We start from the raw sequence: 19,913 nt of genomic DNA, 5'->3' as shown, positions 1-19,913 counted from the left end.
ATGGATAAGCTTATGGGTGAGCTAGCAAGCCTACCGCTGCATAGACTTTATCCAAGGTTGCCTGAGCACGAGCTTGTGCCTTAGCGGCCCCTTCTGCCATGATTTGGTTAAGTAATGCTTCATCATTACGGAAATGATGGTAACGTTCCTGTAATCCTGTCAGCATTTCACATACAGCATCTGCAACAGCCCCTTTCAAATGACCGTACATTTTTCCTTCAAACTCTGCTTCTAATTCAGGGATAGTTTTGCCTGTTACGCCAGCAAGAATATCCAGTAAATTGGAAACACCCGGTTTATTTTCCAGATCATAACGTACACGGGGTGGCTCTTCAGAATCGGTAACCGCACGTTTTATTTTCTTGGCGACAGATTTAGGATCTTCCAGTAAAGCAATCACGTTATTACGGTTATCATCGGATTTTGACATCTTCTTGTCCGGATCTTGCAATGACATCACGCGAGCGCCGCCTTTTGGAATAAATGGCTCTGGAACAGTGAAAATATCGCCGTATAAGGCATTAAAACGCAGTGCCAAATCACGGCTCAATTCAAGGTGCTGCTTCTGGTCACTGCCCACAGGGATCTGATTGGCTTGGTAAAGCAAAATATCAGCGGCCATCAGAACAGGATAATCAAACAGCCCGGCGTTGATATTTTCTGAGTGACGGGCTGATTTATCCTTGAATTGAGTCATTCGGCTGAGTTCTCCAAAATAGGCATAGCAGTTCAGTACCCAACTTAGCTGAGAATGTTGTGGAACATGTGACTGAACGAAGATAGTGCTTTTCTTTGGATCAATACCACAGGCAAGGTAAAGTGCCAGCGTATCCAGAGTGCGTTTTTTCAGTTCATTGGGATCTTGGCGCACGGTAATGGCATGCTGGTTAACGATGCAGTAGATGCAATCATAATCATCTTGCATTTTAGCCCACTGACGCAATGCCCCCATATAGTTACCGATGGTCAATTCACCGGAGGGTTGTGCGCCGCTGAATACAATAGGTTTTTGGGAGTTTGGTTTCATCACAGTGGGTTCATTCATTTTATTAAGCTTCCTGTCTTTTCAGAGTGGATACTAATTTTAAAGTGGATAGTCCAAGAGTTGGGAGTAAATCCGGAAAATGGTTCAATACATAATTTGGGTGGCTTAATGCTATTGATTCTCCGTAGTTATATCCATAGGTTAAGCCAACACAAGGGCAACCAGCTGCTTGTGCAGCCAAAATATCATTACGGGAATCGCCGACAAAAAGCAATTCTTCTTTATGTAAACCAAACATACCCATTGTTAGATATAGTGGTGCGGGATGAGGTTTTTTCTCTTTAACATCATCACCACCCAGTACCAATGAAAAGTATTCACTGATACCTAATGATTCCAGCAATGGAGCAATAAAAGGTGTTGGTTTATTGGTGACAATCGCCATTGGCAAATTGTGTTTTGCCAGTGCTGCCAAAGTCTCTTTTACGTGAGGAAACAGTTGGCTGCCTGTGGTTACGCTGGTTTCATAAAACTTATCAAACAGTTTGCGTGTTTCGCTATGCAATACGGGAGAAGATTCAGCATCAGCCCACTTCAATGCGCGTTCAACCATGACGTCAGCGCCATTGCCAATCCAGACAGCGACTTGTTCTTTACCTGCTGCGGGTAATCCTTTGGCAATCAAGGCCTGATCCAAGGCATCTGCCAGCCCGCCGACACTGTCCACTAGTGTGCCATCCAAATCAAATGCAATGGCACGAATTCCTTTCACGACGTCATTTTTCATTATGCTACCTTCAATAATTCACGGCGCATCTCATCAATAACCGCTTTATAATCTGGCTGACTGAAAATAGCTGAGCCAGCGACGAACATATCAGCACCAGCCTGAGCTGCCTCGGCAATATTATTGGGTTTGATGCCGCCGTCAATTTCGAGACGGATATCGTATCCGCTGTCATCAATGATTTTGCGCACCTGACGCAGTTTTTTCAGTGTTTCTGGAATGAAAGACTGACCACCAAAGCCGGGGTTGACGGACATCAACAGAATCACATCCAGTTTATCCAATACATAATCAAGATAGCTAAGGGGAGTCGCTGGATTGAAGACCAAACCCGCTTTACAGCCATGTTCTTTGATTAGTTGCAGCGTGCGATCGATATGCTCACTCGCTTCAGGATGGAAAGTAATATAGGTCGCACCAGCCTTGGCAAAATCAGGGATAATGCGATCAACAGGTTTTACCATTAGGTGAACATCAATCGGTGCGGTAATGCCATAATCGCGCAGAGCTTGACAGACCATTGGGCCAATAGTCAGATTTGGCACATAATGGTTATCCATGACATCAAAGTGCACAACATCAGCACCTGCTTCCAAAACCTTAGTGGTATCTTCACCTAATCGGGCAAAATCTGCGGATAGAATGGATGGGGCAATCAGAAAGTCTTTCTTCATTATCATCTTCTCCAATTCATTGTTTTATCCCCGTAATTTCAGGGACTAGAAACCTCAATTACTTCTGGCAGTATAACGCCAAAAGTTCATCAACTTTACTTCGGGCAAGAATATTTCTACTTATTGTCCGGCGGGCTTTAACAATGTAGAGGGAAGCCTGATGATACCATTCCCGTGTCATCAGCGTGTCATGATTAGATATGAGTACCGGAATGCCTTTTTTAGACGAGAGATGATAGGCGATCTTCGCCAGATTTTCCTGATCAAGGAGGTTAAAACTATTTGTATGGTAGGCAGTAAAATTAGCCGTAGCTGAAAGTGGGGCATACGGGGGATCACAGTAAATCACTGAGCCTTTTGGGGCATTGTTCAATGCGATTTCGTAATGTTGGCAGATGAACGTTGCCTTTTGGGACTTTTCTGCAAACCAGTAAAGCTCATCTTCAGGAAAATAGGGTTTTTTATAGCGACCGAAAGGAACGTTAAATTCACCCCGAGAATTATAGCGACAAAGACCGTTATAGCAGTGGCGGTTCAGGTAAAGAAACAACATACTGCGGCGAAAGGGATCTTTGCTTTTGTTGAACTCTTCTCTCAGACGATAGAAGTTTTCGGAAGTGTTGAACTCCGATGAAAATAATGGACGGGCATGATTAATAAACTCATCCGCACGAGATTTTACGGTGTCGTACAAATTGATCAGATCGCTATTGATATCTGACAAAATGTAAGAATCATAATCGGTATTCAGAAATACCGAGCCTGCGCCAACAAATGGCTCAATCAAGCAATCGCCCTCTGGCAGATGATGTTTAATATCATCCACCAAGGGGTATTTTCCACCGGCCCATTTTAAGAAAGCGCGTTTTTTTTTCATGCCGTCAAATTAGCTATTCAATAATTTCAGAGCCGCAGATTGTACTCTGTTTAGGACAGCATATCAGCGCCTAATCAAAATAGTTTTATTTTTTCAGATCTTGCTGAACCTGTTGTAGTTTTCTGACCCAAGGTTTTTTGGCCTGAATTTCTGCGGGGAGTGAAGAAATGGCTCTTTTAGCATCAGAAACAGAACTGTAATTACCGTGGATTAAGATAAACCATGTCTTGCCGTCGCGTTTGGTTTCATAAACCTTGTAATTGGAAAGGTTATTTTTTTTCGCGAAAGCGATTAAGGTATCAGAACGGCTGGCGCTACTCAATTGGACTGTGAATCGGTTTGCAGGTGCTTTAAGCAGATCACTGCCATTAGCCTGATAATGCGTTGTCACATGTTTATCGGTTGCCTTGGCGTGATAATCTTCTCTGACCTTATGTTCTTTTTTAGGTTTTTCCAGATTCGGTGATGCAGCCTTCTCCGACTTTTTCTGTTCAACAGGTGGAGTTACCGTTGGTTGAGTTGGTTTGACCTGCGGTTGTGTCAGGTTATTTTGCACTGAATTATTAATGTTACTTTGTTGTTGGTTCAAAGCATCAGAAATATCGCCGGGTAACTCTATGCGTTGGTTATAGCCACCCGTTCCTATTCCCGTTGCAGGAGTTGGAGTGCTATTACTTGAAGTATTATTACTTGGAATACTATTAATTGGTGGTGGACTAATTTCATGTACACCATTATTTGCTGGCTCTGATAGGTTTTTTTGCTCGTTGCCAGAAGGATCGGAAGACAGTGAAGAAGAACCAGACAGGTTGATACTCTTTTCCGCTGCATTTGAAGATGGCTGTTTTTCAGACCCTGTGGGGGATTTTAATGCAGAACTGATGGCAATAATCAGAATCAAAAGTACCAGAATGCCAATACCTATCATCATTTGTTGACGGGATACTGCTAGTTTTGGTTGATTGAATTGCTTTTTAGATCGCTGAGGGCTGCGATCAGAAGTATCTGGCTTTAATTCATTTTCTGTTTTTTGTTTATTTTCTGATTTTAATTCGTCCATATGCCCCTCTCAGCAGAGATAATACTGCCAATTGTTATTTAAGAGGTTTGGCAGCCTGACCTAACTAAAACCGATAACGTTTTATTTGATAATGTAGCTATTTTATAGCATAACAGCTAGAGAATAATTCATCATTCAGCTTTTATACTGGGCGCAAATTTTGTCATATTCAGACATTATCTTCATCTTCTAACTTGCTGCTTTGGCAGTGAATCTCATCTAATGCCAAAGCAGTAAGTTGGAGTTGTTCGGGAATCATCGTGCATCTAGCGGGGAGATGGCTGACATAGACGAATAGCGTCCAATATAACTTCTTTCCCAATATCAGAACGGAGTTTTGCTTCCCCAATGGCTGTTGGCAGTACCAGATGCAATTTCCCAGCAGAAACTTTTTTGTCTCGCATCATATGAGGTAAATAAGCATCAGGAGACATTGTATCAGGGCCATTGACAGGCAGTTTTGCTCGCTCCAACAAGTGGATGATACGTTGGGTATCTTGTGTTGAGAATGTGCCGACAAGTTCAGATGCCCTTGCGGCCATCACCATACCCGCAGCAACTGCTTGACCATGCAACCAGACGCCATAACCCATTTCAGCTTCAATCGCATGCCCAAAGGTATGACCGAGATTTAACAATGCACGCATTCCACTGCGTTCTTGCTCATCAGCCGCTACAACCAACGCTTTGAGTTCGCAACAACGACGGATGCAATAGGCCATTGCTTGGCTGTCGAGGGCCAGTAATTTCTCGATATTCTCTTCAAGCCAGCTAAAGAACTCACCATCCAGAATGATACCGTATTTAATGACTTCAGCCAGACCTGAATACAACTCTTGAGCAGGCAATGTTTTCAGACAATTGAGATCGACAATAACAGAAGCCGGCTGGTAGAAAGCGCCTATCATGTTTTTGCCGAGGGGATGGTTGACTCCTGTTTTTCCACCAACGGAAGAGTCAACCTGAGAAAGTAGCGTGGTGGGTACTTGGATGAAACGAACGCCGCGTTGATAACTCGCTGCGGCAAATCCCGTCATATCACCGATTACACCACCACCAAGAGCGATAAGGGTTGTGTCACGACCATGATTATTTTCCAGTAAGGCGGAAAAAATGTCATTGAGCACAAAAAGTGATTTGTACTGTTCACCGTCAGGCAAGATAACTTCATTTACCCGAAGATCCATTCTCTGCAATGTGGATTTCACCTGTTCAAGATACAGGGGTGCAAGCGTTTCATTGGTCACTATCATGACCTGTTGACCAGCTTGCAGGGGCTTGAATGCCTCACTGTCAGAAAATAGCCCTTCGGCTATGGTAATTGGGTAGCTTCTTTCACCTAACGTAACAGTCACTTGTTCCATATCAGCTTTTGCCTTATCGTTTGCCGCTGTGCGGACTCGCTATAATCAGTTTTTTTCCAGTAATTCAATGATTTGGTTAGCGACGACTTTGGCGCTTTGCTCATCTGTGCGAATAGTCACGTCAGCAATTTCCTCATAAAGAGGATTACGCTCATCAGCCAAATTTTCTAAAACTTCTCGTGCTGGTGCATCAACTTGAAGTAAAGGGCGTTTTTTATCGCGCTGGGTACGAGCTAACTGTTTTTCGATGGTTGTTTCTAAATAGACGACCACACCACGGGCAGACAGGCGATTGCGGGTTTCTTTTGATTTAACTGAACCCCCCCCAGTAGCCAATACGATGCCCTGTTTTTCAGTCAGTTCGTTAATTATTTTTTCTTCGCGGTCGCGGAAGCCTTCTTCGCCTTCCACATCAAATACCCAGCCCACGTCAGCTCCGGTACGTCGCTCAATTTCTTGATCAGAGTCGTAAAACTCCATATTGAGTTGCTGAGCTAACTGACGACCAATAGTGCTTTTGCCGGCACCCATAGGCCCAACCAGAAAGATATTGCGTTTCTCTGCCATGTTTTTGGTATTACTAAGACTGTTTGTTAATGATAACCCGCCCCGCCAATCAGATATTAGCCGCGGGACCTAAACTGAAACCTCATGAGTGAGAATGTGAGATCAGATAGGAAAATTATCTCAGCACATCAGCCTGTATTGCAACTATATAAATCTGGCATAAACCTAAGCCATCTGGTTCATGCTTTCTGCTGGCTGATTGAGTGCCTACTGTATCTACCTTCCATCTTTCAAATTACTGCTTTGTTGGTTGCGTTAATTTACCTCTGCTACGTAGTTATAAACAGTTACAAACGATATCAGTTATAAACTACTCAGCTATAAACTACATAGCTATAAACATAGAGTTATCTATGTTTATGAGGGTGTGCTCCCTGCTGCTGCGCTGTAATTCGAAATCTATTGGGTATAGACTCCTGCTTGTGATATTAGATCTGCTCACTCAATTAGATAATCCTTGTATGCTAAATTACTCTCAGCGTCAAATCCATAAACAGGCCGGACCAAGAAAAATGGTGGGCGATTTGTCATAAAAAACACAATAACCTTCATTAATATATTGATATTTATGCCATATTTTTTTATTTGGCTAAATATCGGTCAGTTGAGGTGTAATAAAAATTACGAGTTCCCTCCGGCTATGTTGTTCTCCTTTTTGGTTAAATAATGCTCCCAAGAGGGGAAGATCTGACAGGTAAGGAACTTTTTGCAAACTTGTGGTTTTTTTTTGTTGAAAGATCCCTCCGAGAATCAGGGTTTCCCCATTTCGGATCGTAACTTGAGTTATGATTTCTTGTTTATCAATGGCCAGATTTTCATTTCCTCCCTGATTAATGGGGAAACCGGGGGCATTTTGACTGATTTTCAGCGCGAGCCGGATTTTTCCCTGCCTCAAAATATGAGGTGTTACTTCCATGCCCAATACCGCTTCTTTAAACTGAACGGTTGTTTTGTCCTTATCCTGAACGATATAAGGGATATCAGAACCTTGCTTGATACTGGCTGGTTGCTGGTGTGAGGCTGTTAGCCGTGGGCTGGCAATAATCTCAAGTTGGCTTTCCTGTTCTAGTGCACTGAGTTCCAGCTCTAGCAAGTTTGCATGAATGCGGGCTGTATTCAGTACCAGCCTATGACGCTGGTTACCCGCAGGCTGGTGTAGATTCAGGCGGTTCAGACCCACCGATTGGTTCTGTGGATCAGCGCTCACTCCCCAGTGAATGCCCAATTCATGCAGGGCTTCCCTGCTACTGGTAACAATATGGGCAGTAATTTGTACTTGTTGTTGTGGAGTATCGACTTCTTTCAGCCAATTTTTGATACGGGTAATGGCATCAAATTTATCCTCCAGAATCAGGCTGTTGGTTAAGGGATCATGTTCAATTTTCCCCCATTTTGTCAGTAGTGCAGGTTGATTTTTCTGTAATTGCTCTGCTATTTGTTCAGCATTGGCATATTGCAGGGCAATTACCTGATATTCGATCTCTTGTTCTTGCTCATTTTGTCCTGTTAAGGAGAAGTCAGTTTCGTTCTCTGTCGGGTATATCGGGGGTTGGAATGGATCTCTTACTGACATTTCGAAATCTGGTTCTTCTCCTGTACGGTTTTCTGTGATGAAGCTTTCTGTGGCTGCGGCAAAACCGAATATGGGTAGTAAGAGGCAGGTTATGAGGATCAAAAAACGGTTATTCATGATTTATCCTCATAAGTAGGATCAGGGAGTGCATCATTGGGTAAGATCACATCTGACTCCGCCATATCTGGCAATGCAAGATCTGAAAACACCATGCGAACTGTCAGGCTGCTGTCGGCTGGAGTAATCGTGAGGTGCTTAATCAGTAACGGCGGCTGCAATTTTTGAATTTCATTTAAGAAATGGAGAAATTGGTCATAATTTAGTGACAGCATGATATGCCAGAAAATTTGCTCGTTTTCTTTGTGGATTTTCCACTCCATTAGTTGGCTGCCAGAGCGAATTAGCGGTATATGCAACCGTTTGAGTATGGTCGTATTTTGGGGAGAAATATTTTTTGGGGATATATGCCTTATTGAAGGATAACTATTTTGATCAAGGTTTGCCGTCATTTGCAGAATCTGCTGCTGGGTTTCAGGCAGGGATGGCAGTTCAGCAAGCCTCTGTTGGGATAGTATCGCATTGTGTTGCTGCTCCTTGATATTGCTCTGGAAAGCGTGAATTTCGTGCTGATTTTTATGCCAGACCAAAAAATAGAACCCCAACAGCAGTGAAATGATAAGCAATTGCTGCAAGGCAAATTGCTGCCAGACAGGCAGATAAAGCCATTTCTGATAAAACCATTGTTGGTAAAACCATTGCTGAGGAAACCCTTCAACGTAATTATTTCTCATCGGATTCTCCCTCTGACCAATTTGCATCAATGGTGAAGGCCTTGAAATGATCTTCCGTCGTTGTCATTTTTTTCAGCTGTACATTGATAAGCGAAGTGTCGTCAGTCAGGTTGTCCAATAAATCGGAGATATCTGTGTAGTTTTGACTGTGGGCAGTGAAAATTAATTGTCCATTGTCGTCACTAAATGCAGTCAGCCAACTGTTCTCTGGTAACAAGTGGGGAAGTTGACGAAATAGTTGTAAATAGCGTTGATTCTGTTCCATAAATATTCGTTTTTTCCGTAATAGTTGTGACAATTGATAGTGTTTTTGCACGGCTTGGTCTGTTGTTCTGATAGATTGTTGTAATTCAGCCAACTGGTGGGTGATTTCCGTTAATTGTCCGCGATATTGTCGCATTTGGTTTGTTTGCTGCGTAGAAATGAACACCAATACGGTTGCCCACAACGCAAGTTGTAAGCAAAGTAGTGCCCCCCATACTTGGCATTGCCGTTTCAGTTTTTTCTGCCGCCAAGGTAAAAAATTGACTTGATACATTACTGATCACTCGGCCTGAGTGCTAAACCTGCGGCAATAATGAACACATTCATTTTTTCTGGTAATGGAGGATGATAGTGACGGAATGCCATCAAGAGTTGCCAAATATTGGCTGATTTTATTGATGTTAATGTCTGTGTTGATATTGTTGATGCCACTTTTACTGATGTCGCTTGCTCTTCATCGCTATAATAAATTGCATAACTTTCAGTTTCTTGAGTCATGGGGAGCTGATTGATGATCTGAATCAGATGGGAATTTGATGGTGAAGCCACTAATCCATAGCTGAAAGGTTGGTTGGCAGGGGCAACCCATAGCCAGTCCATCATGCGTTTGTGAATTAACCAACTATCATCAGGCACTCCTGCAAGTTTGGCTATATAGCGCAATGCACAGGGTGCAATATCGATGGCATCAAGGGGTAAATTGAGTTCTGAGAACAAATTCAGCCAGAGATTGAGATCTTTTTGACGGGTTGCGCTGATGCAAATCTGCTGACCATGAACACGATAATCCAACGCCAGTTCACTGACAGGAAATTGTTTTTCGGCACTGGCATGTACAAACCAGCCGAGTTCCGGCTCCTGCAAGGCAGTATGGTTAGGCAAGGTTATCTGTCGCTGCAAAGTTTGCTGAACAGGGAGTGCTAATCTGACGCTAAGATTTTTAGGTAATATTTTTCGCCATTGCATTAAAATATGAAGCAATTTTTCAGGATCTTGTAGCCGTCCTCCTGAAATAATTTCGCTGGATAGGTGATATTGCCAGCAATGTCGAAGTTGCCAACCGTCACGGCGTTTAATGGCGGCAAGGGCGCGGATGTAATGCTCTTGGATATCCAGTCCGATATACCATTTAGGTGGATACATGTAGAGATCTCCTTATCTACTATTTACTGTCTACTACTATTTACTGTCTACTACTATTTACTTTCTACTACTATCTACGAACCTAAGGTTAATAAAAACCTAATGAAAAGCTGCTATTTATGAAAGTGGTATTGGTGAAAGGTCGTATTCATCGCGTTGTATAGCCTTTATACTAATTCCTTTACACTAAGCCTTTTATACTACGTACTGATCGTTTATAAACTGCCCGATTAACATGGCGTGAGAAATCTCAGGTGAAGTTCATAAAGTATTTTTTGATCCTTATCGTTGTTTGCATTTTATTGGGAACCGCCTCGATTTTTGGTTTGTACAAATATATCGAGCCACAGCTTCCAGATGTTGCGACTTTAAAGGATGTCCGATTACAAACACCGATGCAGGTGTTCAGTGCTGATGGCGAATTAATAGCCCAATATGGTGAAAAACGTCGTTTGCCCCTTACCTTGTCAGAAATTCCTCCCTTAATGGTGAAAGCTTTTATTGCCACAGAAGATAGCCGTTTTTATGAACACCACGGTATTGATCCCATCGGGGTTATTCGTGCTGTTTCGGTGGTGATGACTTCTGGTCATGCTTCTCAGGGGGCGAGTACTATTACTCAGCAACTTGCGAGGAACTTTTTTCTCAGCCGAGAGAAGACGTTGATACGTAAAGGGAAAGAAGCATTTCTGGCGATTAAGATCGAACAATTGCTAACTAAGGATGAAATCCTTGAGTTATACCTCAACAAAATCTACCTTGGTTATCGTGCTTATGGTGTTGGTGCTGCGGCTCATGTCTATTTTGGCAAGAGTGTCAATCAGCTGACATTGAGTGAGATGGCGATGATTGCCGGATTGCCGAAAGCGCCTTCAACGTTTAACCCGCTTTATTCCTATGATCGAGCGGTCAGTCGCCGCAATATAGTTCTGGGGCGGATGCTGGAAGAGGGATATATCACTCGGCGTCAGTATGATGAAGCCAGAGGAGAGAAGTTAGTTGCCCGTTATCATGCTCCACAAATTGTTTTCTCTGCGCCTTATTTAACCGAAATGGCTCGTCAGGAAATGATTAACCGTTATGGTGAAAATGCTTATACCGATGGTTATAAGGTGTATACCACCATCACGCGCAAATCTCAGTTGGCGGCTGTTGATGCTGTTCGTACCAATGTGATTGACTATGATGTTCGTCATGGTTACCGCGGCCCTCAGGAAGTGTTATGGAAAGCCAATCAGCCGGAATGGAGCCAAACACAGGTTATCGATAAGCTGAAAACCTTGCCCAAATATGGTCCCCTGTTGCCGGCAGTTGTGATGAAATCCAATTCAAATCAGGCGCAGGCTATGCTGGTGGACGGTAGTAAAGTTGAGTTGACGATGGCGGGTGTTCGTTGGGCACGTCCATTCAAAACTGACAGCCTGCAAGGGGCTGTGCCACGTAGTGTCAATGAAGTCATTCGGGCAGGAGAACAAATTTGGGTCAGAAAAATCAATGACACTTGGTGGTTGGCTCAACTTCCTGAAGTTAATGCGGCTCTGGTTTCCATCAATCCGATGAATGGTGCGGTAGACGCGTTGGTAGGTGGTTTTGATTTTGAATTGAGTAAATTTAACCGTGTGACACAATCGCTGCGTCAGGTAGGTTCCAACATCAAGCCATTCCTGTATACCGCAGCAATGGACAAAGGGCTGACGTTGGCCTCATTGTTGAATGACGCGCCTATCAGCCGTTGGGATGCCGGAGCCGGGACGGATTGGCGTCCAAAAAATTCACCACCGACTTACGATGGGCCAGTTCGCTTGCGTCAGGGGTTGGGACAATCGAAAAACGTGGTGATGGTTCGTGCCATGCGTGCGATGGGAGTTGATTACGCTGCGGATTACTTGAAGCGTTTTGGTTTTCCTGGGGAAAACGTTGTACGCACGGAATCTTTGGCTCTGGGGTCTCCTTCCTTTACACCGATGCAGTTAGTGCGTGGCTATGGGGTGATGGCGAACGGAGGGTATTTAGTTGATCCCTACTTCATCAGCAAAATTGAAAATGATGAAGGGAAAGTGCTGTTTGAGGCGAAACCTAAAATTGCTTGCCCACAATGTGAAAACATTCCGGTGATTTATGGTGAAACAGCACGTTCCATCGAATTGTCTGAAGATTCCATTGAGAACGTGGCTCACTCTGATGTTTCGCAAAATTCAGTCTTGCCGCCTCAACCAGAGTTAAAGAGCGTATCGGGAATTGTTAATGCGGATGACCAACAGTATGCTCCACACGTTATCAGTACACCGTTGGCATTCCTTATCCATGATGCCTTGAATACCAATATCTTTGGTGAGCCGGGTTGGATGGGGACAGGCTGGCGTGCTGCCCGTGATTTAAAACGCCGTGACATTGGTGGCAAAACAGGGACAACCAACAGTTCTAAAGATGCATGGTTCTCTGGCTATGGCCCGGGTAGGGTGGCGACGGCCTGGATTGGTTTCGATGAGCATAGTCGAAGCTTGGGGCGGACTCCGGTCTTCAAAGGCGAAGGTGGCGCGAAGACGGCTCAACCAATTTGGGATGATTTCATGAAAGCCGCATTGGAAGGTGTTCCAGAGCAGAAGATCGAACCGCCTACTGGCATTGTTTCGGTCACGATTGATCGCGCTACGGGTAAGTTATCTGACGGTGGTAGTAATACCCGTAAAGAGTATTTCATTGATGGCACACAGCCGACGGAATATGCCGTGCCGGATGTGGGCACGACAGTGACTGAGAATGGTGAAAGCCATGAGTTGTTCTGATTGATTTTCAATAATCACATTTAAAGCAACTATCAAATTTAAAGCAACTAAAGATTAAAAGGCCCTGTCATGAAATTGACAGGGCCTTAATGTTGATATCTTTTAACCACCATAATTATGGAGAATCTTTAAATATTCCTATTTTCAGCTTTCAGCCCATAACTTATTTCCAGCTCATAACTTATTTTCACTTCATAACTATGAGTTATGTTTAGTTGGTTGATGTGTGTGGATACACTATGGCCTGAAAGTGATGGTTATCCGGCCTAAAATATATTTAGATTCTAATCATTTTTTTAAAAATGATTTTATTTCAACATGCTTAACAGCAATATATCACTGCTTAATAAAAGAGATATTTTAATAGAAGATATATGATTATGATGAAAATTAATCTTAAAGATATAGTTAAGGTGTTTATTTATTATTTTTAATAAACCAAATTATTTTCTTATGAGTATCATTAAGATGACTCTATCCATAAAATTAGACATTGCTTTAATTCAAATATTTATTTTTTATCTCTATGTTTTTGTTTGAAACGTGTTTAAAACGGGTACAAAATTGGTATTGGGATATCAATTTTCCCTACCCGTTTTTAGAAATTTAATGGGTTAATATTTCCCATTATTTTTTGCTTTCAAGTATCGCTGGGCAAAAAATAGTGCGCTGACATTTCTGGCTTCGTTGAAATCGGGATGTTCCAGCAATGACATCATGTCAGAGATTGGCCATCGAATCTGCACCAGTGGTTCAGGCTCATCCCCTTTCAGACATTCTGGATAAAGCTCATGAGCAATCACGATATTCATCTTACTGGAGAAATAGGATGGTGCCATGGTCAATTTTGTTAACAGCTCTAATTTTTCCGCCCCGAAACCAATTTCTTCCTTCAATTCACGATTGGCAGCATCAAAAATGCTTTCTCCAGCATCAATGGCGCCCTTTGGAAAACCTAATTCGTATTGTTCAATGCCAACAGCATATTCATGAATAAGAATTAATTCTTCTCCAATAACTGGAATAATTAGCACTGCTTCATGATTTGTGGGTTTCATTCGTTCATAAACTCGTTTTACACCATTGCTGAATTCAAGATCAACAGATTGAATATTGAATAAGCGCGAGTGGGCAATGTTATTTATATTCAGTATCTTAGGTTTTTTCAGATCAATCATGCTTGCCCCTGATGGTTGTTATATACCGGATAATTGAAAATAATAATGCGCCCAATAACTTAAATATTAATGTTTGATTTAAGCCTTGTGATGAAATGGGACACGCATTCAAACTTTGCTTTAATATGGCTGATTATGTTAGTAAATGATAGCGATTATCGCTTGAATGTATTTTTGTTGCTATTTTACCCTTGCAAAAAGACCATATTTTATGGAAAGGTATTAGAAAATTTATATAACCTTTCATGAATAAAATTAAAAATAGAAGGCAAGAATAGGAATAGCCTGATTTTATGTGTCTCAAGAGATCATTATTCTTCTGATCTCTGTACTGCTGTTATCGGGATGGAGAAAAAATGAACTCATTAGTCATTATATTGGCTATTTTTATCATTAGTCTGATTATAATGGCTTCCTTTCTGGCTTTCAGATGGAGGCGGCTTGATAACGCGCGTTATTTACAGTTAATCGCCAGAACAACCAGTCGTAAGCTGAATACCGATGAATATCAAGCTATAGAATCTTATGTGCGAAGTGCCCGTCTCCTGATGAAAACGGGTAGCAGGGATAGAGCAGATTATCCGGTGCTACCCATTAAATATAATAATGTTTATACCATCACTCATCCTGTCACCCGGTTTTCTGCTGCAACGGATGGGGTGCACCATTGGCGCTATTATATTGATGAAATGGAAATACATTTGCCTGTATGGCTTGAGTCATTCATCAAGCAACAGAATACGATTGAGATTGTACAAACGGCATCAATGCCGCTTGTCATCACTGTCAATGATCACTCTCTGAAAGATTATCAAAAAGAGATATCCATCACGCGAGCAGCGGCAAAAACCGAGCACGCCTCCATTCAAAAAAATGGCAATTCGAATGCTAATTTATTGTATGCCCGTAAAGAGACATTAGAAGAACATCGTTTGCGAAAACCAACAGGCATTCAGGAAAGTATTCTGGTATGTGTTGGTTTATCACTATGGTTTGTGGCTCTTTTCGTGCCCATCCCAATGCTTCCGTGGTTAATGTTGGTGGCATTCCTGTTTATTCTGGGGAGCTTCTGGTCGTCTTTTCGATTGCCGTCTGGCCGAAAACTAGCAGATGTCCATTGTTTCAGTGGCATTCCGAAGCGATGGGGAGTATTCAGCGAATTTGAGCAGAAGCAAAGAAAAAATATCTCTTTGGGCGGTATTGATCTGATATACCCCGAACATTGGGAGCCTTATATTTCCCAAGATCTTGATCAGAATACAGATATCGACATGTACACCAACTGCCATGTTGTGCGGCAAGGGCGTTATCTCTCTTTGCATGAAGAAGAGAAGCACTATCCTTATCAGCGTTACAGTAAGAACTTTCTTCTGGTGGCTTTCTCTATCACTGCCATGCTTGTACTTTACTTTTTCCAGCCGGTGAGTTTATCCATGCGGTTTAGTTTGGCTTGGTTATATGGCAGCAATACCAAGGTTATTACCAACTTCAATGAGCTACAAAATATGCCGTTGAAGAAAGGGGATGTGTTGAAGGTTGAAGGGGTTGGGATGTGTTATTCTCCGCCCAGGGTTCTGCACCAATTCGATATGACAATATTCGCGCCATTTGATTGTTCTGGTGTTTATTTGAATAGTGAAATTCCACTACCGATAGTGGAATCTGAAGTTATTGAATATATCTCAGCATTGATAAAAGTGGTCGATGAGCAGTTGCATCCAAATGAACGTAACCGCAAAGTTAGTCCTGAACTGAGCCAATCTTTTACTAAATCGGGCATGATCCTGCTCGACAATTTTTCACAAATCATCTTGAATACGCATAAAATGTGCGACTACTTTGCTCACGATCCTGATTGTGATCGTTTGAAAAATGCGCTGACCAATTTGGGAAATGCCAAAAATTGGGATGAATTGTTGAAAGGTGCTGAAACAGGAAAGTTGGATGGAACCAATGTGTTGTTGCGTTCTATCAGTGCTGATGCATTGGAAAAGCTGGTTCATGACACGACTAAATCATTTATCCTTCAGGAAATTAATAAGGTGGTTGCTCTTATAAACAGTCCATCTCCGGGGGGCGTTTTGCTGCGTAGTGATGAAAATAAAGTATTTATTGAATATCCGTCGCGGACAAATTATATATTCGATTTCTCAGCTTTAGATCAGTGGTACGAATTGAGTGATATCTTAGAGATGTTGATGAGAACACCATTTCAAATAGAGGGGATTGTGACAGGATTATCAGTCGATCCCAATGGAACTCGTCATATCATGTTGCACAGTGAACCGGATTCCTCGTCTTTCATTCGTTATCTGGGAAGTTGTCTACTATTGGCAACATTGTTGTCGACGTTAGTCATCAACACCATATTGATTATCAAGAAAAAGAAGAAGAACCAACGGCGTCTTCAGCATATCACTCAATACTATAATAACTGTTTCAACTTACCTTCGACGCCGATGAATTGGCGGTGACACAATGGGCTGTGTTACCCTCAGCCTGTTTTTTGCCAGCGCCGATTAAGCGTGTGGATTAGAACATTGGGAGAAACATCCATGCAGAATTCAGATACCGATCAGGTTGTTCGCCTTGATAAATGGCTGTGGGCTGCCCGTTTTTATAAAACCCGTTCCATTGCGCGTGACGTGATTGAAGGGGGAAAAGTTCATTATAATGGGCAGAGGAGTAAGCCGAGTAAACTGGTTGAGTTGAATGCAAAGATCAAACTGCGTCAGGGAAATGATGAAAAAACGGTGACCGTCTTGGCATTGAGCAGTCACAGGCGTAGTGCTACCGAAGCCCAGCAACTTTATCAGGAAACGGCAGAAAGTATTACCAATCGGGAAAAAATGGCATTGGCTCGTAAAATGAATGCGCTCACGATGCCGCACCCCGATCGCCGTCCAGATAAAAAAGAACGGCGTACACTAATAAAATTTAAGAACACGAAATTAAATGGGTCGGAAGATACTCAATAAAGAGAAAGAGTATAACCGTCTCAGTGAAATGAGAGAGATTTATGACCAAGCATGACCAATTACACCGCTTTTTATTTGAAAGCCATTCTGTCAGGGGTGAGCTCGTTTCCGTTAGTGAAACTTACCAACGGATGCTGGAGAACCATCATTTTCCTCAACCCGTACAGCAGTTATTGGGTGAATTGTTGGTCGCAACCAGTCTGTTGACAGCCACACTGAAATTTAACGGGGACATCACGATACAAATTCAGGGTGATGGGCCGGTTAAACTGGCCGTAATTAATGGTAACAACCTGCAACAGATGCGTGGCACAGCTCGCATTGATGGTGAAGTAAATGCGGCAAGTCGCCTGCGCGATATGCTCGGTAATGGCTATATGGTCATCACTGTGACACCAACAGAAGGTGAGCGTTATCAGGGGGTTGTGGCACTGGAAGGTGATACGCTGGCGGAGTGTCTGGATGCGTATTTCAAACAGTCAGAGCAGTTGCCAACCCGCCTGTTTATCCGTACTGGGATGCAGGATGGAAAAATGGCAGCGGGCGGCATGTTATTGCAGATCCTGCCGGGGGCGCAAGAAAACAGTGAAGACATGCTTGACCACTTGGTGCAACTGACTGCAACCATTAAGGGAGAAGAGCTGTTTACGCTGGATGCGAAAGAGGTTTTGTATCGTCTTTATCATGAAGAAGATGTCACGCTATATGAACCTCAGCAGGTAGAATTCCGTTGCACCTGTTCCCGGCAACGTTGTGCGGATTCTTTGGTGACATTACCAGCAGCCGATCTTCAGGAAATTTTGCATGAAGATGGCAAAATTGACATGGAATGTGAATTCTGTGGCACGCACTATATTTTTGAAGAGAAAGATGTTTTTGAAGAGAAAGATATTTTCGGCGAGAAAGATGTCAGCGAAATAAAGACCGTGAAACAAGAGTAATTACACTGATTATATTGCTGCTGTATTGACACCGATTATATAAATAGCGGATTTTTAGGGGCGTTACATACGCCCTTTTTATTATGAATTATTCTCCCATTTCGTGCCCTGTGTCTCATATAAACTTAAAAAAAATAATGTGATTTCAATTTTTTGATAATAATCGCTGTTAATTAGTCATAATTATTTATTATCCCCCGCAGAGATAAAGTATAACTGACCAGGAGCAACAAATGAGCGTTACAGGCATTACTGAGCAGGAACTTGCGGTTTATGGTATTCGTGGTGTTAGTGAAATTGTTTATAACCCAAGTTATGAATTGTTATTCTCTGAAGAAACTCAATCCTCACTACAAGGGTATGAGCGCGGCACATTGACTAACCTTGGTGCTGTCGCAGTGGATACAGGTATTTTCACCGGGCGTTCCCCGAAAGATAAATACATTGTCCGCGATGATGTTACCCGTGATACCGTCTGGTGGGCTGATCAAGGTAAAGGAAAGAACGATAACAAACCGCTCGGTCAGGAAACCTGGTCTCATCTTAAAGATTTGGTTACTCAGCAGCTTTCAGGCAAACGTTTGTTTGTGGTTGATGCTTTCTGCGGAGCCAATGCGGATACGCGTCTGAAAGTACGTTTTATCACTGAAGTGGCGTGGCAGGCACATTTTGTGAAAAATATGTTTATCCGTCCCTCAGACGAAGAATTGGTTGGCTTCACACCTGATTTTATTGTGATGAACGGAGCGAAATGCACGAATCCACAATGGAAAGAACAGGGGCTGAATTCTGAAAACTTTGTTGCGTTTAACCTGACAGAGCGGATGCAGTTGATTGGTGGTACTTGGTACGGTGGTGAAATGAAAAAAGGGATGTTCTCAATGATGAACTACCTGTTGCCACTGAAAGGTATTGCTTCCATGCACTGTTCCGCCAACGTGGGCGAGAAAGGTGATGTTGCTATTTTCTTCGGTCTTTCCGGGACGGGGAAAACCACTCTTTCCACTGATCCGAAACGTAAGTTGATCGGTGATGATGAACATGGCTGGGATGATGACGGCGTGTTTAACTTTGAAGGTGGTTGCTACGCGAAAACCATCAATCTGTCCAAAGAGGCTGAGCCGGATATCTATCACGCCATTTGCCGTGATGCCTTGCTGGAAAACGTCACTGTGCTGGCGGATGGTACGGTTGATTTCAATGATGGCTCCAAAACAGAAAATACCCGTGTTTCTTATCCGATTTACCACATTGAAAACATCGTTAAGCCTGTATCAAAAGCAGGGCACGCGACTAAGGTTATTTTCCTGACCGCAGATGCGTTCGGCGTACTGCCTCCGGTTTCCCGTTTGACACCAGAACAGACCCAATATCATTTCCTGTCTGGCTTCACGGCAAAATTGGCGGGAACTGAACGCGGAGTAACGGAACCCACACCAACTTTTTCTGCTTGCTTCGGTGCGGCATTCCTGTCACTGCATCCGACACAATATGCGGAAGTTCTGGTTAAACGCATGCAGTCATCAGGGGCGAAAGCCTATCTGGTCAATACGGGTTGGAATGGCACAGGCAAACGCATCTCTATCAAGGATACCCGAGCGATTATTGATGCGATTCTCAATGGTGACATTGAAGATGCGGATACTATCCAACTGCCGATTTTTGATTTGGCCGTGCCGACCACATTGCCGGGTGTAGATACGGGCATTTTGGACCCCCGCAATACCTATGCGGATAAATCCGAATGGAATGTGAAGGCAGAAGATCTGGCACAGCGCTTTATCGATAACTTCGATAAATATACCGATACCGCTGCGGGTGCTGCATTGGTGAAAGTAGGCCCTAAACTGTAGTACCTATCTAAAATATCTATCTAAAGTACCTATCTAATTAAATTTAAACCTTCCATAAAAGAACTCTATTCAGTGAGATAGAGTTCTTTTTT

At 42.9% G+C, this 19,913-nt stretch carries 17 protein-coding genes; 5 read left to right on the top strand and 12 right to left on the bottom strand.

Annotation, left to right across the window (positions count from 1 at the left end):
• Window positions 1–10 precede the first annotated feature (10 nt).
• The 11 genes from trpS to pilM form a co-directional block, all read right to left on the bottom strand.
• A complete protein-coding gene (trpS, locus tag PSI14_RS15160) occupies window positions 11–1,045 on the bottom strand; it encodes a tryptophan--tRNA ligase (protein WP_273576670.1) in 1,035 nt (344 codons plus the stop codon).
• Between the two features lie 4 nt (window positions 1,046–1,049).
• On the bottom strand, window positions 1,050–1,772 hold the full coding sequence (locus PSI14_RS15155) for a phosphoglycolate phosphatase (RefSeq protein WP_273576669.1): 723 nt from the start codon (window positions 1,770–1,772) through the stop codon (window positions 1,050–1,052).
• On the bottom strand, window positions 1,772–2,446 hold the full coding sequence (gene rpe, locus PSI14_RS15150; protein WP_273576668.1) for a ribulose-phosphate 3-epimerase: 675 nt from the start codon (window positions 2,444–2,446) through the stop codon (window positions 1,772–1,774). The genes PSI14_RS15155 and rpe overlap by 1 nt, the downstream gene beginning before the upstream one ends.
• 58 nt (window positions 2,447–2,504) lie before the next feature.
• The gene (gene dam, locus PSI14_RS15145) at window positions 2,505–3,323 is read right to left on the bottom strand and encodes an adenine-specific DNA-methyltransferase (RefSeq protein ID WP_273576667.1); all 819 of its coding nucleotides are present in this window, start codon (window positions 3,321–3,323) and stop codon (window positions 2,505–2,507) included.
• A gap of 85 nt (window positions 3,324–3,408) precedes the next feature.
• On the bottom strand, window positions 3,409–4,383 hold the full coding sequence (locus PSI14_RS15140; protein ID WP_273576666.1) for an SPOR domain-containing protein: 975 nt from the start codon (window positions 4,381–4,383) through the stop codon (window positions 3,409–3,411).
• A gap of 266 nt (window positions 4,384–4,649) precedes the next feature.
• Complete coding sequence (gene aroB / locus PSI14_RS15135) at window positions 4,650–5,747, bottom strand: 3-dehydroquinate synthase (protein ID WP_273576665.1); 1,098 nt, start codon at window positions 5,745–5,747, stop codon at window positions 4,650–4,652.
• A gap of 45 nt (window positions 5,748–5,792) precedes the next feature.
• Complete coding sequence (gene aroK / locus PSI14_RS15130; RefSeq protein WP_038237472.1) at window positions 5,793–6,314, bottom strand: shikimate kinase AroK; 522 nt, start codon at window positions 6,312–6,314, stop codon at window positions 5,793–5,795.
• 589 nt (window positions 6,315–6,903) lie between these two features.
• Window positions 6,904–8,004 (bottom strand): secretin GspD/PilQ domain-containing protein, encoded by a 1,101-nt coding sequence (locus tag PSI14_RS15125; RefSeq protein ID WP_273576664.1) that lies wholly within the window; start codon window positions 8,002–8,004, stop codon window positions 6,904–6,906.
• Window positions 8,001–8,678 carry a hypothetical protein gene (locus tag PSI14_RS15120; protein WP_273576663.1) on the bottom strand — a complete coding sequence of 226 codons (678 nt, stop codon included), beginning with the start codon at window positions 8,676–8,678 and terminating at the stop codon, window positions 8,001–8,003. The genes PSI14_RS15125 and PSI14_RS15120 overlap by 4 nt, the downstream gene beginning before the upstream one ends.
• Complete coding sequence (locus tag PSI14_RS15115; RefSeq protein WP_273576662.1) at window positions 8,668–9,216, bottom strand: PilN domain-containing protein; 549 nt, start codon at window positions 9,214–9,216, stop codon at window positions 8,668–8,670. Before PSI14_RS15115 ends, PSI14_RS15120 begins: the two co-directional genes overlap by 11 nt.
• Window positions 9,216–10,085, bottom strand: a complete 870-nt coding sequence (gene pilM / locus PSI14_RS15110) for a type IV pilus biogenesis protein PilM (RefSeq protein WP_273576661.1) — start codon at window positions 10,083–10,085, stop codon at window positions 9,216–9,218. Before pilM ends, PSI14_RS15115 begins: the two co-directional genes overlap by 1 nt.
• A 254-nt stretch (window positions 10,086–10,339) precedes the next feature.
• On the opposite strand from pilM, the gene mrcA reads away from it, so the two are divergent.
• A complete protein-coding gene (gene mrcA, locus PSI14_RS15105) occupies window positions 10,340–12,871 on the top strand; it encodes a peptidoglycan glycosyltransferase/peptidoglycan DD-transpeptidase MrcA (protein ID WP_273576660.1) in 2,532 nt (843 codons plus the stop codon).
• A gap of 614 nt (window positions 12,872–13,485) precedes the next feature.
• Here mrcA and nudE read toward each other — a convergent pair.
• A complete protein-coding gene (nudE, locus tag PSI14_RS15100) occupies window positions 13,486–14,049 on the bottom strand; it encodes an ADP compounds hydrolase NudE (protein WP_273576659.1) in 564 nt (187 codons plus the stop codon).
• A gap of 356 nt (window positions 14,050–14,405) precedes the next feature.
• On the opposite strand from nudE, the gene PSI14_RS15095 reads away from it, so the two are divergent.
• From PSI14_RS15095 to pckA, 4 genes are all read left to right on the top strand, one after another.
• Window positions 14,406–16,523 (top strand): IgaA/UmoB family intracellular growth attenuator, encoded by a 2,118-nt coding sequence (locus PSI14_RS15095; RefSeq protein WP_273576658.1) that lies wholly within the window; start codon window positions 14,406–14,408, stop codon window positions 16,521–16,523.
• Between the two features lie 81 nt (window positions 16,524–16,604).
• A complete protein-coding gene (gene hslR, locus PSI14_RS15090; protein WP_273576657.1) occupies window positions 16,605–17,027 on the top strand; it encodes a ribosome-associated heat shock protein Hsp15 in 423 nt (140 codons plus the stop codon).
• A 41-nt stretch (window positions 17,028–17,068) separates the two neighbouring features.
• The gene (gene hslO, locus PSI14_RS15085) at window positions 17,069–17,968 is read left to right on the top strand and encodes an Hsp33 family molecular chaperone HslO (protein ID WP_273576656.1); all 900 of its coding nucleotides are present in this window, start codon (window positions 17,069–17,071) and stop codon (window positions 17,966–17,968) included.
• A 233-nt stretch (window positions 17,969–18,201) separates the two neighbouring features.
• Entirely contained in the window at window positions 18,202–19,821 is a 1,620-nt protein-coding gene (gene pckA, locus PSI14_RS15080) for a phosphoenolpyruvate carboxykinase (ATP) (protein ID WP_273576655.1), read from the top strand.
• The last annotated feature ends 92 nt before the right edge of the window (window positions 19,822–19,913 follow it).

It is taken from the genome of Xenorhabdus anantnagensis (assembly GCF_028598555.1).
GTDB classification, from domain to species: Bacteria; Pseudomonadota; Gammaproteobacteria; order Enterobacterales; family Enterobacteriaceae; genus Xenorhabdus; species Xenorhabdus anantnagensis.
The sequence above is the reverse complement of the archived record's forward strand: the minus strand, read 5'-3'. Positions and strand labels throughout refer to the sequence as shown.